Source organism: Streptomyces sp. NPDC058576, from assembly GCF_042718715.1.
Lineage (GTDB): Bacteria > Actinomycetota > Actinomycetes > Streptomycetales > Streptomycetaceae > Streptomyces.
The window spans coordinates 152,584-166,120 of the sequence record NZ_JBHXPF010000002.1 but is presented as its reverse complement, the minus strand read 5'-3'; the positions used below and the strand labels follow the sequence as shown (position 1 = coordinate 166,120).

The 13,537-nt window shown below is 69.8% G+C and carries 15 protein-coding genes and 1 pseudogene; 11 read left to right on the top strand and 5 right to left on the bottom strand.

The window, feature by feature from the left end; all coding sequences use genetic code 11:
* Positions 1–574: 574 nt before the first annotated feature.
* The 9 genes from ACFWRV_RS02285 (at position 575) to ACFWRV_RS02245 (ending at position 8,505) form a co-directional block, all read left to right on the top strand.
* Positions 575–1,471: a helix-turn-helix domain-containing protein gene (locus tag ACFWRV_RS02285; RefSeq protein WP_384326983.1), complete on the top strand. Its 897-nt coding sequence runs from the start codon at positions 575–577 to the stop codon at positions 1,469–1,471.
* Positions 1,472–1,473: 2 nt separating this feature from the next.
* The gene (locus tag ACFWRV_RS02280) at positions 1,474–2,187 is read left to right on the top strand and encodes a hypothetical protein (RefSeq protein WP_384326981.1); all 714 of its coding nucleotides are present in this window, start codon (positions 1,474–1,476) and stop codon (positions 2,185–2,187) included.
* A 159-nt stretch (positions 2,188–2,346) separates the two neighbouring features.
* The gene (locus ACFWRV_RS02275) at positions 2,347–2,970 is read left to right on the top strand and encodes a WhiB family transcriptional regulator (protein WP_384326979.1); all 624 of its coding nucleotides are present in this window, start codon (positions 2,347–2,349) and stop codon (positions 2,968–2,970) included.
* On the top strand, positions 2,967–4,310 hold the full coding sequence (locus ACFWRV_RS02270; RefSeq protein WP_384326977.1) for a DUF2637 domain-containing protein: 1,344 nt from the start codon (positions 2,967–2,969) through the stop codon (positions 4,308–4,310). The genes ACFWRV_RS02275 and ACFWRV_RS02270 overlap by 4 nt, the downstream gene beginning before the upstream one ends.
* Positions 4,307–4,498: a hypothetical protein gene (locus ACFWRV_RS02265; RefSeq protein WP_164260488.1), complete on the top strand. Its 192-nt coding sequence runs from the start codon at positions 4,307–4,309 to the stop codon at positions 4,496–4,498. The genes ACFWRV_RS02270 and ACFWRV_RS02265 overlap by 4 nt, the downstream gene beginning before the upstream one ends.
* A 319-nt stretch (positions 4,499–4,817) precedes the next feature.
* Positions 4,818–5,435 carry a plasmid mobilization protein gene (locus tag ACFWRV_RS02260; protein ID WP_384326975.1) on the top strand — a complete coding sequence of 206 codons (618 nt, stop codon included), beginning with the start codon at positions 4,818–4,820 and terminating at the stop codon, positions 5,433–5,435.
* Positions 5,432–7,159, top strand: coding sequence for a relaxase/mobilization nuclease domain-containing protein (locus ACFWRV_RS02255; protein ID WP_384326973.1), 1,728 nt, complete (start codon positions 5,432–5,434; stop codon positions 7,157–7,159). Before ACFWRV_RS02260 ends, ACFWRV_RS02255 begins: the two co-directional genes overlap by 4 nt.
* 151 nt (positions 7,160–7,310) lie before the next feature.
* Positions 7,311–7,754, top strand: coding sequence for a hypothetical protein (locus tag ACFWRV_RS02250; protein ID WP_384326971.1), 444 nt, complete (start codon positions 7,311–7,313; stop codon positions 7,752–7,754).
* Between the two features lie 79 nt (positions 7,755–7,833).
* Positions 7,834–8,505 (top strand): hypothetical protein, encoded by a 672-nt coding sequence (locus ACFWRV_RS02245; protein ID WP_384326969.1) that lies wholly within the window; start codon positions 7,834–7,836, stop codon positions 8,503–8,505.
* Here the strand turns inward: ACFWRV_RS02245 and ACFWRV_RS02240 are convergent.
* The 4 genes and pseudogenes from ACFWRV_RS02240 to ACFWRV_RS02225 form a co-directional block, all read right to left on the bottom strand.
* Positions 8,463–8,966, bottom strand: a complete 504-nt coding sequence (locus ACFWRV_RS02240; protein ID WP_384326967.1) for a hypothetical protein — start codon at positions 8,964–8,966, stop codon at positions 8,463–8,465. The two genes, ACFWRV_RS02245 and ACFWRV_RS02240, sit on opposite strands and share 43 nt — an antisense overlap.
* 148 nt (positions 8,967–9,114) lie before the next feature.
* Positions 9,115–9,936, bottom strand: a complete 822-nt coding sequence (locus ACFWRV_RS02235) for a DUF317 domain-containing protein (protein WP_384326965.1) — start codon at positions 9,934–9,936, stop codon at positions 9,115–9,117.
* Between the two features lie 15 nt (positions 9,937–9,951).
* Positions 9,952–10,242: a hypothetical protein gene (locus ACFWRV_RS02230; protein ID WP_384326963.1), complete on the bottom strand. Its 291-nt coding sequence runs from the start codon at positions 10,240–10,242 to the stop codon at positions 9,952–9,954.
* A gap of 99 nt (positions 10,243–10,341) precedes the next feature.
* A pseudogene (locus tag ACFWRV_RS02225) lies at positions 10,342–10,657 on the bottom strand (DUF317 domain-containing protein).
* Positions 10,658–10,913: 256 nt separating this feature from the next.
* On the opposite strand from ACFWRV_RS02225, the gene ACFWRV_RS02220 reads away from it, so the two are divergent.
* Positions 10,914–11,312 carry a TnsA-like heteromeric transposase endonuclease subunit gene (locus ACFWRV_RS02220; protein WP_384326961.1) on the top strand — a complete coding sequence of 133 codons (399 nt, stop codon included), beginning with the start codon at positions 10,914–10,916 and terminating at the stop codon, positions 11,310–11,312.
* Positions 11,313–11,577: 265 nt separating this feature from the next.
* Here the strand turns inward: ACFWRV_RS02220 and ACFWRV_RS02215 are convergent, their stop codons facing one another.
* Positions 11,578–12,192, bottom strand: a complete 615-nt coding sequence (locus ACFWRV_RS02215; RefSeq protein WP_384326959.1) for a helix-turn-helix domain-containing protein — start codon at positions 12,190–12,192, stop codon at positions 11,578–11,580.
* A 133-nt stretch (positions 12,193–12,325) separates the two neighbouring features.
* Between ACFWRV_RS02215 and ACFWRV_RS02210 the strand changes: the two genes are divergently transcribed.
* Positions 12,326–13,516: a CaiB/BaiF CoA transferase family protein gene (locus ACFWRV_RS02210; RefSeq protein ID WP_384326957.1), complete on the top strand. Its 1,191-nt coding sequence runs from the start codon at positions 12,326–12,328 to the stop codon at positions 13,514–13,516.
* The last annotated feature ends 21 nt before the right edge of the window (positions 13,517–13,537 follow it).

The window sequence follows — 13,537 nt, the reverse complement described above, 5'->3', positions numbered from 1 at the left end:
GCAGCTCACCCTATTCCCCTTGACCGCCAGGCAGGCACCCCGGGTTCTGCCACAAACAGGCAGGACTGGCCCCTGATGTCGGCATACCGGGAGGCGCCGTTACGACAAGGGGTCCGGAGCGGGCCGCAGCCCTGCCCACGACCCGGCTGGTGACTCTCTGCAACTAGTACAGGGTTTAAGAACCAAGCCTGGATCTTGACGCGGGTCCGTGCGTATGTTCGTCGTCCCCCGGGCAACCCGCCCGCGGCGGCGGACGTGAGGAGCCCGCGAGCACGGAGTGGACCGAAAGGTCCTATCAGACAGCGGCGGCGCCCGGGAGCGGTAACTCCCGGACGCCGAACGCTAAGCGGCATACCCGCCCCTGCAAGGGCGGAGATTGCCCATCATCACCACGCTGAGTCCTTCCGAGGGGCGCTTCAGCGTGGCAACACTGCAAAGGGGAGTATCGCATGTCTCCTGCCCTGCGCAAAAGGCCGTTTCGTGCGGTCTGCGCGGCAGCCATCTACGCTTCGGCGCTTCTGCGGCCCGAGCTGGAGCGCCTCGTCGAGGCTCGTCCCGTCACCAGGAGCGGGCGATGAGCAGCGAGGCCCGCGAGTGGGTGTGGGAGCACAGCTCCAGCCGAGGGGCCGCACGTCTGGTCCTGCTGTCGATCGCCGACCGGGTGGCCGACGACCAGTGCATCTCCTGGGCCTCGCTGTCCAGCCTGGCCAAGCGCACGCGCGCCTCGGTCTCCACGGTGCGCGAAGCCGTCGAGCGCCTGGTCCTCGCCGAGGAGCTGGAACAGCTCGACGATCTCGTCGGCCCGCAGCGCAGCACGGTCTACCGCCTTCCCCTCGCCGCCGAGGCCCTCATACAGGCTCAGCGCGAGCAGCAGGAGGAGGACGGCGAGGAGGCGGTGGCCGACGCGCCCACAGAGCCTGCGAAGCTCCGGCTCTCGGCTCTGCGGCGGTACGGAATCCGCCCGCGTGAGGTGCCGGAATCCCCTGCGAGGGCCCGGAAACCGGCAGTACCGGAAACCGGCAGGCCGCGACGGAAACCGGCACCCCGGCGTACCGACCACCGGCATAGCGATGTACCGGCCACCGGCACACAGAACCGTAGTGAACCTGATTTGAACCGGAGGTACAGCAGTAGTGGTGCTGCCGTCACCTCCGCTGCCGAGTGGCGGGTCGACCCTGCCACCCACGCCTGGATCCGCCAGCAGGGACACCTCGACCGCCTCGGCGAGCAGGGCCTCCAAGCGGCCGACGCGAAGTGGCGTGCCCACCGCGCCGACTTCAAGCCGAGGCCGGCGGACGCGTGGGCTGCGGACTGGAAGTCCTGGGTCGCCCGAGAGCACGCTCCCGGCCGCCCGAACCTCCACGCCGTGCCCGGCAGCAAGGGCAGCGCTCCTGGCGGGATGACGCGGGCCGAGGCCCACACCGCCGCCCTTCTCGCCGCCCTCGACGAGCCGACCGGAACGGAGGGCTGACCATGATTCGCCGCGAAATCGCCGCCCTGCTGGCCTATATCGGCCGCATCGACCCCCGCACCATCCGCACCGACAAGGGTGAGGCAGGCGACCAACTCGCCCAATGGCACGAACTCCTCGGCGACGTGCCGACCGCCACCCCGCACGGCTGGGACGCCCTCGCCGCAGCCCGCCAGCACACCCGCACCTCGCCGTACCAGATCCAACCCGCGGACGTGGTACAGCGCTGGGAGAAGTACCGACGCGACCGCCTGGCGCGGCACTCCGACCCGACGCCGTCCGTCGACCCGGATGACCAGGCTGCCTGGGCGAAGGAGCTGGTCGAGACCCGGCGCGCGGTCGCTGATGGAACCCTGCAGCCCGCGCGGGCCCGGGCCATCGAAAGCGGTCAGGAAGAGATCAACCCGCGGCTGCAGGCCCGGCTGGACCAGATCGGGTCCTGCATACCGCCCGCCGCCCGAGCAGCCCTCGCTCCCTACCGGCCCGCACGCGCAGCCCGAGAGGCCGCTGTCGCCCAGGGCCTGCCCGACGCCCTGAGCGTGCGGTGCGCATGGTGTCTGGCTCAACCCGGCGAGTCATGCCGTCGCCGGAGGATCGGTCCCGACGGTGGAGCCCGCGGAACCGCCCCCTGCGCCACGCACCCCAGCCGCCTCGATCTCGCCGCCGCCCAGCAGGCACAGCTCACCGAGCAGACCCAGCAGCCTGCCCTCGCCTGACCGGCACCCCCGGCACGTGCACCCCGTCCACTGCACGACCGCCTGACACCACCGTCCCGCACCGGCTGCGGCGCACGCCTCCGCGCCGCAGCCGGCACCCGACGCCACACCCCGGGCACCGCACCCGCCGGTCCGTGCGGCAGCACATCGGAGACCCTCTTGCGCCACATCACCACCCACGACGCCCCGGCCACCGGCCTGCGCGGCATCGGAGACACCCACTGGCACGTCCATGGAGCGTGCCACGGCATGGACGTCGAGGACGCCGAAGCAGTGTTCTTCCCCGGCCCCCGGGACCACGAGGACATCGCGGAGGCGAAGGAATTGTGCGGCTGGTGCCCCGTACGACGTGACTGCCTCGACTTCGCCCTGGAGAACGGTCTCAAGGAGGGCATCTGGGGCGGCCTCACCAAAGCCGAGCGTGCCCCTCTGCACAAGAACCTGCACAAGCGGCGCGATTACCGGCGCGTAGTCGCCTTCTTCCAGGGACGCGACGTGCACCTGACCGAGGCCGAGCGGCAGATCGTCATCGACCACGCCTACGTACGCGGCTGGCGGCCCGACCGGCTCGCCATCGCCCTGCAGATCAGCCACACCCACGCCCGTGACCTGCTCCGTCAGGCCGCCAACAAGGTCCTCGACCGCGACCGCACCTACGGCATGCCGAAGCCCAAGAAGAAGCGCAAGAAGATCGCTCCGGCCACGGCTGCGCCCACCAAGCCCGGCACACGTCCGGCGGCGCCGCTGGCCTCGGCGACCGCCCCTCTCGGAAAGGCCGCATGACCTCCCCCTCAGCACACCCCACCGTCGCGCCCATCGGGTTGTGGGACCGGCTCGCCATCGTGGTCCTCGGCCTCGCCGGATGCGCCCTGAGCTACGACGCGCTCCAGCAGATGGCCGTCGCGATCCACATCCGCGGATACTTGACCTATCTCTTCCCTCTCGTGGTCGACGGCTTCATCGCCTACGGGGTACGCGCCCTGCTGGTCCTCTCCCAGGCTCCGCTGCGTGCCCGGCTCTATGTCTGGATGCTCTTCGGTACGGCCACCGCGGCAAGCATCTGGGCCAACTCCTTGCACGCGGTCCGCCTCAACCAGCAGACCGCTCACACCACCGGCCTGCGCCTGGGCGACACGGTCGTAGCCATCCTGTCCACCCTGGCCCCACTCGCCCTGGCCGGCGCGGTCCACCTGTACATCCTCATCACCCGCCACCACCCGGGTGCCGGATACACGGGGGCAACTACAGCGGCGGAAGCCGGGGAGCAGCCCACGGACCAAGGACCCGCCTCCGCCCCAGCAACGCACTGGACCCGCCCCGCAGACCGTCCAGGAGGCGGTACGGACCACGGGCGCGGACCAAAACCGGAGCCTAGTCCAGCGAGCGTGGACCACCCCGACCCGCACGGTCAGGGCCCTCTGCGGACCACGGACCATGACACTGGGTCCGTCCCATCGGACCATGAGGATCCGGCTAGGGACCACCGGAGCGACTCGGCCTCGCAGCAGGCTGCCGGCCAGGACACGGCGGCTGCGGACCAGCAGACCGGTGATGGTCCGCACGGCATCGAAAACTATGGGCGGACCGGGAAAACCCCAGCTCAATCCGCTGATGGCTCCCATGGTCCGGTGGAGCACGACCGAGCGGACCAGGGGCGTGGACCGGCCCAGGATCTTGACCCTGCGAGCACGGACCAGGTTGCCCCGGCAGACCGGATGCCGGACCGCGACCACCCTCGGACCGCGGACCAGCCCGCCGAGCCCGCCGCCACGGACCAGGACGCCCCGACCCTCGCGGACCAGAACGCGGACGGTCCGGCGGACCAGGACGAGGACGATTCCTCAGCCGGACCGCAGGGGGCTCCGACCACGGACCACGAAACCTCGCCCGAGCCGCGGACCACGTCTGCGGAGCAGAACGACGAGGTCCCGTGGGAGGTGAAGGTCGAGGTGGCCCGCCAAGCCGCGCTCGACGCGGGTCGTATGACCCGCCGGGTCATACGACCGCACCTTCGGCGCAACAACATCACCATCAGCAACGAGGGCTTCCGCAAGCTCCAGGCTCAGCTGTACGCAGACCCTCGGCTCGCGCACCTGCCCCGAGACACGAGGAGGTCGCGATGAAGACCTGCCGCCGGTTCAGCACCGTCCGCGCGGAGTTCGAGCGGGAGATCAGCTTCATGCTGGCCCACTCCCAGCGGTACGAGGGCAGGCCCTCGGCGAAGTCCAGCGCGAAGCGGGCCACCTCCACGAAACAGCAGATGGCCCGCGCGCTCTCCACCCACGTCGGGCGCTGCCCAGAGTGCGGCTGACCTGGCAAAACCTCAGCTCAACCCCCCTATTCGCAACAGGTGGTCCGGCTCCGTGCCGGGCCACCGTCCCACTTGGGAGGCAACGCCGTGAATCCGCGTTCTTCTGGGTCATCCGAGCCCGCCTTCGCCGAGGCGGGCGCCTGGGCACACGTCGTGGTGCGCGGACGGCTTCTGAACGCGCTGTCCTCACGCCAACCGGCCAGCGGCTCGTCCTGGGCTGTCCCGGCGGGCCGCTTCGCGCCCGTACGGACCCGGCCAGCGTCCTCGTGCTGACCACGACCGTCCAGCACCACACCCGATCAGCGAGGCCCGAACCCCGATGACGAACGCACCCCAGAACGGCACCACCCCGGAACCTGAACCCGACATCAACTCGGACTCAGAGCGAGCAAGATGGAGGTTCGGACACTCCCCCGAGGGGGCAGCGTCCGAACCAGGTCCCGCCCCTGGGGTGGCGGGGCCCGACCGGCACCAGGGGGCGCCAGTCGGGAAGGCTGCGACCGAGGGCGGATCGCAGCCAGAAGCCGCCCGAACAGGGCGGTCGAGGGGGCGGGCACGCCCGCGCGACAAGAAACAGCGTCGCGCACACAGCGTTCGCCTCAACCCGTCCGAACTCGCCCTCATCCAGGGCGGAGCAGACGCGGCCGGTATGAGCGTGGCGGGCTTCCTCGCCCACGCCGGGTTGGCCATGGCCCGTGACCGGTCCCGTACCGCCGTCGCCATCGCCACTGAACACGACGTGCTCACCGAATTGTTCGCGATGCGGCGGCAACTCGGCTGGGCTGGCAGCAACCTCAACCAAGCAGCCAGAATCCTCAACTCCGGCGGCGACATTCCCAACCTGGCCCACGTGCTGGCTGATGTCCACCGGGCGGCCGACGCGGTGAGGTCGGCTGCCGACAAGGTGGCCAACCGACAGTCAGACGAGGCACCTTGATTCCACAGATCCACAAGCAGGGAAGCCACACCCCGGGCCTGCTGTACTACCTCTACGGCAAGGGAACTCACGAGGAACACATCGACCCACACCTCGTCGCCTCCTTCGACGGCATGTCGCCCGACCCCGGCCGCGACACGACGGCCACCAAGAAGGACCTCGCGCAGCTGCTCGACCAGCCTCTCCATCTCCTCGCCGCGGATCAACGCCCCGACAAGCACGTGTGGCACTGCTCGGTGCGTGCCGCGCCCGACGACCCGATCCTCAGCGACGAACAATGGGCGGACATCGCGCGCCGCATCGTCGCCGCCACCGGCATCGACCCGAACGACGGCGCGGGCTGCCGCTGGGCCGCCGTACGGCACGCCGACGACCACATCCACATCGTCGCCACCCTCGTACGCGAAGACGGCCGACGCCCCGACCACCACCGATCCGGAAAACGGGCCCAGGCCGCAGCACGGCTCATCGAGAAGGAACTCGGACTCCACCAGGTCGCCCCCGGCGACGGCACCGCCGCACAGCGTCCCACCAGCGCCGAACGGCACAAGGCCCAACGTCAGGGCCGCGAGCGCACCGCCCGCGAGGAACTGCGCGAGACGGTGCGACGCGCGGTGACCGGGGCTACAAGCGATGAGGAGTTCTTCGCACGGCTCGCCGCCGCCGGCCTCCTGATCCGCAAACGCGCCGCGCCCTCCGGAGACCTCCTGGGATACAAGGTCGCCCTGCACGACGACCTGAACAAGGACGGCGAGCCGGTGTTCTACCCCGGCGCGCGTCTGGCCCCCGACCTGTCGCTGCCCCGCATCCGGGAGCGCTGGTCCAGCGAACCAGCTCCCCGACAAGAGGACACGGTCCGTGCGAGGCCGAGCACCCCTGCTGCTGCCCGGCGGGCCACGGCATCGGCAGCGTGGCAGGCCGTACTCGTCGTCGAGTACGGCGACGATGCCGTCGCCGCCGCCCACATCGCCGCCGCCGGCGAAGTCCTGGACGCCCTCGCGACCACGTCCGCCGCGCACACCCGCCGCGAACTCCGCAACACGGCAACGGCCTTCGAGCGCGCTTCGCGCTCGCACGTACGTGCCGTACGGGGCCACGAGCGGGCCCTGCGGCAGGCGGCACGCGACCTCGTCCACGGCGGCACTGCTCTGGGCAGAGGTGAGGACGGCGCGAGTACCGCGATGGCGATCGACATGCTGTTCTTCCTGATCACCGTCGCCGCGCACTGGCATGCACGGAAGGGGCACGCTCAGCAGGCGGAGGCCGCCGCCCGGGCCGCCGAGCACCTGCGCGCCGCGTACCAGCCCGCCGCCGCCCAGCCCCTCGGTGTGCTCTACGCACGTGGCCGGCGTCTGAGCAGGCCGGTGATCCTGCGGCAGTCCGCACTGCTGCGCGACACCCTGCCGAGCCTGGCCGAGCAGATACTCGCCGAGCCCGGCTGGTACGCCCTGGCCGCGACCATCGCGGAAGCCGAAGCCGCCGGCCACGACCCGGCCGCTCTCCTCTCCGACGCCGTGGAGCGCCGGGAACTCGGCACCGCAGACCAGGTCAGCGATGTCCTGGTGTGGCGGCTGCGGCGGACGGCCGACCTGCCCGCCGACGCCTCCGTCCTGCCCGAGACGGGCACGGCAGGCGACCGGAACACAACGCGCAGGCCCACGACCCGACCCTCCACACCAGGCAGGCGCCGCAACGGGCAAGGGACACCGGGCAAGGCCCGGTGAGCCCCGCCGAGCACCGGCGCGCGGCGTCAGCACACACCGTCGGCAGCACGGCGATACGGAAGTCAGCGCTGTGGACTTTGTGAATTGAAACCGCCGGGGGCGTAAGGCACGATCATGAAACGAGTTGGACGAGGTAGAGGAGGACGCCAGGGTGTTTCACCGAATACGCCGCAGGGCTAAGGGACCGAGCGAGGCGCAGCGTCAGTTCGCCGAGCTGCACGCGCGGCTGGCAGACCAGGTCCCCCCGGGATTCGGGGTGCCGACGGCGGAGCCGCAGCACACCGAGCCAACCGCGATGGTGGACGACTTCCTCCCGCCGGAGCTGCGGGTGCCGAGCCACGACCAGCTCGACGGCAGGATGATGCCGTGGAAGCAGCCGCTCGTCCTCGACGGCGAGATGGTCGCCTGCGCCGAGTGCGGCGAGTACCGGGACTGGCTCGTCCTCTCCACCCGTGACGAGATCTGGCTGCGTTGCCGGGCCGGTCACCAGCAGCAGGAGACACGCCTCGACACCGCCTGGTACAACCGGCACGCGGGGCCGGCGGACGCGACGCACGCCACGTTCGAGGACTGCCTGCGCCACCTCGGGCACTGACCACTACCCCTACGACCCCACCGGGCCTCCGGGCCCGCACTGACCACCCGTCGCCTAGCACCAAGGGGTCAGTTCCGTCATGCGCGTTCGCGTCGCTACCACCATCCTCGGCATCACCGCCACCCTCCTCGCCGTACCCGCCTGCTCCACCGACTCCGACACCGCGCCAGCCTCCCGTACCGGTATGCCGGTCAGCGACACCGCCGTCCTCTCGTCGGCCGCGCTGGAGACGCGCCTGCTCGACGAGAACGAGCTCGGCAGCGGCTACCTGCGCAAGCCTGAGCCCTCTTCCCTGCATGACGATGTCACCGCTATCGGCTGCCCGGCCCTGAACGAGCTGGGCGGCGACGCGGCGACCGGTGGATCGCTCACCTTCCCGCGCAAGGCGAAGGCGTCCTTCACCTTCGGCGGCAGCGCCGTGGAGGTCTCCGAGGAGCTGTACAGCGACAGCGCGGCGAAGCTGTCCGAAGGCATAGGCCGGATCTTCGAGGCGATGACCGGGTGCCCGACCTATCAGGTCGTCGCGGGCGGCACTCGGATCGACATGGCCTCACAGAAGTTGGCCCCGCCCCGCGGGCTGGGTGACGAGGGATGGAGCCAGCTCCTGACGTTTTCCACCGGGGCACGGAGCACCGTGGTCAAGCAGACCGCGATCCGTGATGGCAGTCTGCTGCTGATCGTCTCGGGTTCCCCGGCCCTCGTCGACCGTCACCTCGGCAAGGCCCTCGACAAGGCCCTTGCAACGAGCTGACCTGTCGGCCCGACGTCTGCTGCCTCCGACCGCTGCGGTCGGGGCAGCAGTGCGTTACCGGCCGACGCGCTGAGCGGCACGAGCAGCCTGGCGGGCACCCAGGCGCGGACCTGGGCGGGCTGTACGTAGAGCACGTTCGGGTTGTGGCTGTGCGGCCCGTAGCCGCTGGAAGCGTTGACGAGCAGGAACGCGCCTGCGGGAACGTGCCAGTTCCAGAACCAGGCGTCCTGCTGCCGACCGGTGTCGCACCAGGTGACCACGGCTTTCGAGCCACGGTGTCCGTGCTGGTAGACCCGCGCCACCTGGAGAAGTTGCCCTTGCCCGGAGCTCCGGTGCTGCTGGAATGCCTGCCACTGGGCCGCGAGGGCCACCGCGCGCTTGCGCCGTGAACGGACCGTCAACGCGATCGTCACGACGACGATGAGCGCTATCGCCGTAATGGCGCCGGGGCTGGGGTGCATGCCCGCATCCTGCATCGTGCCGGCCAGGGGCGGCAAACCCTCTGGGCGTCGGAGACCGAACGGCCACTTCACCCGAGAAGCACGAAAGTCCGGCACCCCCAACTGGGCAGGTGCCGGACTGTGAGTTTCGAGAGGTGCGCGCATGGCGTTAGATGGCCGGCGCGCGCAGGAGGCGCTCCTGCGTGGCCTCGGGCAGCACCCTGCGCAGGACCGGTGCGGTCGAGCTGAGGGAGGCGGCGAAGGCGGCGACGAGGTCTTGCGGGACGCTGGCGGCGAACGATGCCGCCCACAGCCACGGTGCGCTGAGCGCGGGTTCGGCCCACGCCTGCCATCCGGCCGGTCCCGTCTCGTCGTACTCGGCCGCCAGGACGCGCGGGTCGGAGTCCTGGATGAGCGGCGGAACCTCGCCGAGGCTGATGTGCGTGGTGAACGTCGGGTCCGTCGCCGCCGCCTGGGGCTGGTCGGAATCGCGGAACCATCCGTGGGCGTCGACAGCCTCAAGGACCAGCTCGGATCCAGAGAGCGGTACCGCAGGCTGGTCGCTCGCGTCGAGCGCGACGAGGAAGTCGACCACCGCCTCGCCGGGGACGTCTCGAGTGAAATAGGCAGACCACTGGGCCAGCGGGCTGCTCACCTCAGCTCGGGCGGAGACCTGCCAGGCGATCGGCAGCTCGCCCAGAACGAACGGCTCGTCCGCCAAGCCCCACTGAGCCCAGCGAAGGGCGTCGGGGCTGATGTGCAGGACGGTACTGCGCAGGACCTGGCGGTCCTCCGGTGCTTCGTCCGGCTCGTGCCGTCCACGGACGATCGTCAGGCTCGTCCAGCCCAGGCTGGCGAGCGTGTCGGCGACGACGTCGTAGAGGACCCCATCGTCACCGGCCAAGTACCGGGGGCCAACCCAGAACGCGGGCTGGCCGCCGCGCGGAGTGGACGAGTGGGGCGGGAAGTCGGGGTACAGGGGCGCCTCCAAAGGCTCGGTGCGGGTCTAGTTGCCGCCGACGCGGCGGCGGGGGCGGCGCGGGGGCGCCTGGACGGGGCCCTGCCACGTCAGGGCGATGGCGACCTCCGGTGGCAGGTGGCCGAGTTGTGCGTCCTCGTCCCGCCCTTCGGCAAGGTAGACGATGGTGCGTCCGGTCTCGTCCACCGACTGCAGGACCCGCTCCAGGCGGTGGGCCATCGGGAAGAACGGGTTCATGGCCTGCCGGACCGGAGCACTCCGGTCGCAGGCGGACAGCCGGTCGATGAGATCGCCGACGGTCATCTCGGTGGACATCACGAACAACAGCCTCCTGGGGCGCGGGGGAAAGGAATTGATGGAACAGGTCGACCGTTGCCGCCGAGCCGGGTGAGGGGCTGTCGGTGGGAGGCGCCGCGGTCAAACGCGGCGTGAGGTCTCCGGCACGGGCGCCACGGCGGCGGCAACGATGTCGGACGGTGTTTCGGGGTCGAACGAGATGCGGTAGCCGGGCGCCTTGATCGTGCCGGTAACGGCGATCGTCCATCCCTCGCTGTTCCTGCACGTACGGCCGTTCGGGAACCAGCCAAGGCAGAAGCGGTCGTCTTTCGAGCTGACGTGGACGTCTGCGCGGTCATCCACGATCAGGTGGAAGTCGTCCGCGGAGAACTGATCCGTTACGAGCGTGGGCTGTCCGGGGCCAAGCTGCCATTCGCGCAGCCGTAGAGCCTTCGATCGTGGTGGAGAAGCCGAGGCGGGAAGGGAGCTACGGCCACAGGCAATCAACTCTCTGACCTGGTGTTTCTTGCAAGGTCGTCTACGTTGACATGCCTCAGCGCACCTTGGCCAGTCTTTCCGCGATCTTTCCTGTCTGCCCCCGGCGAACTGCTGTCCTTCGTCATCCAATCGAGTCGTTTGACAGCGAACCCAGCCGTTTCGGCTTCCTTGACAGCGAACCTACTCGTGCGGGGTGAGCACGCTGGGGGTGTTGTATGACCGTACTGGCTGGGACGGACGGGGACGTGCCGTACGTCGAGGTGTCGTGCGTGGATGCCGCAGGTAGGCGGCTGCGGCGTCCCCTGCTGGACTGCGCGACGGCGAGGTTCGAGGACGTGGTTCCGGTACGGCCGTTTCGGTGGTCACGGGGTTCGCACCACTTCCCAGGCTGGTACTGGTCGTCGACGACCGGGCAGCTCGTCGGCTTCGAGTCGTGGCTGAAGCGGGATCATCTCGTGCTCATGGACTTTGATCCCGCCGTGGCGCAGATCGCCTCCCAGCCGTTCTGGCTGCACTGGCACGACGGTTCGCGTGAGCGCCGGCATGCCCCGGACTTCTTCGTACGCCGTGCGGATGGCTCGGGCATGGTCGTCGATGTCCGCGCCGACGATTGAATTGCGCCGCGCGATGCCGAGGCGTTCGAAGTGACTCGCCGGGCCTGCGCTGCGGCTGGGTGGGGCTTCGAGCGGGTGGGGTTCCGGAGGCGGTGCTGCTGGCGAACGTGCGGTGGCGGGCAAGGAGCACGTCCAAGCCGTGCTCGCTTTCGCTAACCGACGCGTCAACGTCTGGTGGGCCCGTATGCGTGACCGACGGTGCTACCAGTTCGCACCCTCAGTCACTGCGATCGCTTCCGATAGCGGTAGGAAGTGGTTCGTGACTTTATGACTCATGGTCGGGGGGCTGGGTGGCGAGTCCGGCCACCATGCGGGCGAAGGCGTGGGCGGCGCGTACGTCGAGTTCCTCCAGGGAGATTCCGGTGTTGCGGGCGTACGCCTCACGGAAAATCACGTATCCCATCTGGGCCGCGGCCGTCATCACGTGGGCGGCCACCACGTCCGAGTCCGCGGGCAGGCATCCCTCGTCCTTGTCCCGCTCCAGGCTTTGGTTTGTCTGCGTGAACCGCGGGAACGGACGGAAGTCTTCGTCCCCGTCGAGTGCCAACAGCGCTTCGAGTTTTACCAGTTCGGGCTCCTCCAGGCGGTGCTGGAACATGGTCTGTCGGCGCTCTGCGAACGGCCTCTCCCAGTGGCCGTCCCGATCTGTGCTCTGACGTTCCACGAGGTCGGCCGCCGCAGCGCGGAGCAGGGCCTGTCGAGTGCCGAAGTACTGGTAGATCTGACCGTGGTTGACCCCGGCCTCGGCTGCGATCTCGCGGAGGTTGACTCCGGCGAGCACCCCGTCCCGCTCCAGCAGGCGGCGTGCGGCGCCCAGCAGGTCCGCCTCGGTCTCCTCGCGGGTACGTCGACGCCGTCGCGTCTTGCCGGTCTCGCTCATCCTCTGCTCCCCGTTCCTACTGGGATGAATCTTCGCGCCACGAACCCTTGCCGCGCCGAAAGCGACCACTCTATTATCCCACTAACAACGATCCGTTAATAACGGTTCGTTAATTTAACGTGAAGGGACATCCATGTCGACACTCCCGCTGGCGGGCATACGCGTCCTCGACCTGTCCACTGTGCTGGCCGCGCCCGTCACGGCCACCTTCCTCGGGGACTTCGGTGCCGAGGTGATCAAGGTCGAAGAGCCCGGGCGCGGCGACTTCACCCGGGGCACTGCCTCCGGCGCCCGTTCCCCGTACTGGGCTCAGGAGGCCCGGAACAAGAAGTCGGTGACGCTCGATCTGCGCACGGAGGCAGGACAGCGGATCGTGCGCGAGCTCGTTCCGCACTTCGACGTCGTGATCACGAACTACCGCCCGCCCACCCTGAAGGCATGGGGCCTGGACCCGGACACCCTGCACGAACTCGCACCCGGCACGGTGCTGGTGTACGTGACCGGATACGGGCTGACCGGCCCCTACAGCGATCGCGGATCCTTCGACCGGATCGCGAGCGCCTTCGCCGGTCTGACCTACGTCACCGGTGACGACGACCGCCCGCCGGTGCGCAGCGGGTACTCCACGATTGACTACATGGCCGCCTATCTGGGTGCCTTCTCCGTAGTCACGGCGCTCTACCACCGCGACATGGCCGGCGGCGGCGGTCAGGTGATCGACCTGGCCCTGTACGAGGCCGGATTCCGCGCCTCCGAGGACGCGCTCGCCACGTATGCCACCACTGGCCGGGTACGCGAGCGCCTGGGCAACCGCAATCCGCAGATCGTTCCCGCGAGCGACTTCACCACCCGCGACGGGCGCCGCGTCTCGATCCACGCCGGTACCGACGCGCTGTTCCATAAGCTCGCCGCTGTCATGGGCCGTCCCGAGCTGGCGGAATCACCCCGGTACGCCACCCGTGCGGCACGGGCCCAGCACGCCGACGACCTGTACGCGGCGATTGCCGACTGGACCAGCTGCTACGCCGCCAACGACGTGACGAAGCTGCTCAGCAACGCCGGCATCCCGGCCTCGCCAGTGATGAGCATCGCGGACATCGCCGAGGACCCGCACTACCGGGAGCGGGGCACGCTCGTCACGGTCGAGGACCCCGAATTCGGAGAACTCCCGATGGTCGCCCCCCTGCCCCGGATGTCGAAGACCCCCGGCCGCATCCGCACGACCGGCCCCGCGCTCGGCGCGCACAACGCCGAGGTCTACCAGGGCGTGCTCGGTCTCGGCCCGGACGAGCTCGCTGCTGTCGCCGCCGACGGCGTGATCTGACCCTCCCCTCCGCCCGCCATT

Coding starts and splice junctions, on each gene's coding strand:
- ACFWRV_RS02245 (WP_384326969.1), top strand. CDS start 7,834: ATGCGCGTTCGCGTCGCTACCACCATCCTCGGCATCACCGCCACCCTC.
- ACFWRV_RS02270 (WP_384326977.1), top strand. CDS start 2,967: ATGACCTCCCCCTCAGCACACCCCACCGTCGCGCCCATCGGGTTGTGG.
- ACFWRV_RS02260 (WP_384326975.1), top strand. CDS start 4,818: ATGACGAACGCACCCCAGAACGGCACCACCCCGGAACCTGAACCCGAC.
- ACFWRV_RS02240 (WP_384326967.1), bottom strand. CDS start 8,966: ATGCACCCCAGCCCCGGCGCCATTACGGCGATAGCGCTCATCGTCGTC.
- ACFWRV_RS02280 (WP_384326981.1), top strand. CDS start 1,474: ATGATTCGCCGCGAAATCGCCGCCCTGCTGGCCTATATCGGCCGCATC.
- ACFWRV_RS02285 (WP_384326983.1), top strand. CDS start 575: ATGAGCAGCGAGGCCCGCGAGTGGGTGTGGGAGCACAGCTCCAGCCGA.
- ACFWRV_RS02265 (WP_164260488.1), top strand. CDS start 4,307: ATGAAGACCTGCCGCCGGTTCAGCACCGTCCGCGCGGAGTTCGAGCGG.
- ACFWRV_RS02220 (WP_384326961.1), top strand. CDS start 10,914: ATGACCGTACTGGCTGGGACGGACGGGGACGTGCCGTACGTCGAGGTG.
- ACFWRV_RS02210 (WP_384326957.1), top strand. CDS start 12,326: ATGTCGACACTCCCGCTGGCGGGCATACGCGTCCTCGACCTGTCCACT.
- ACFWRV_RS02215 (WP_384326959.1), bottom strand. CDS start 12,192: ATGAGCGAGACCGGCAAGACGCGACGGCGTCGACGTACCCGCGAGGAG.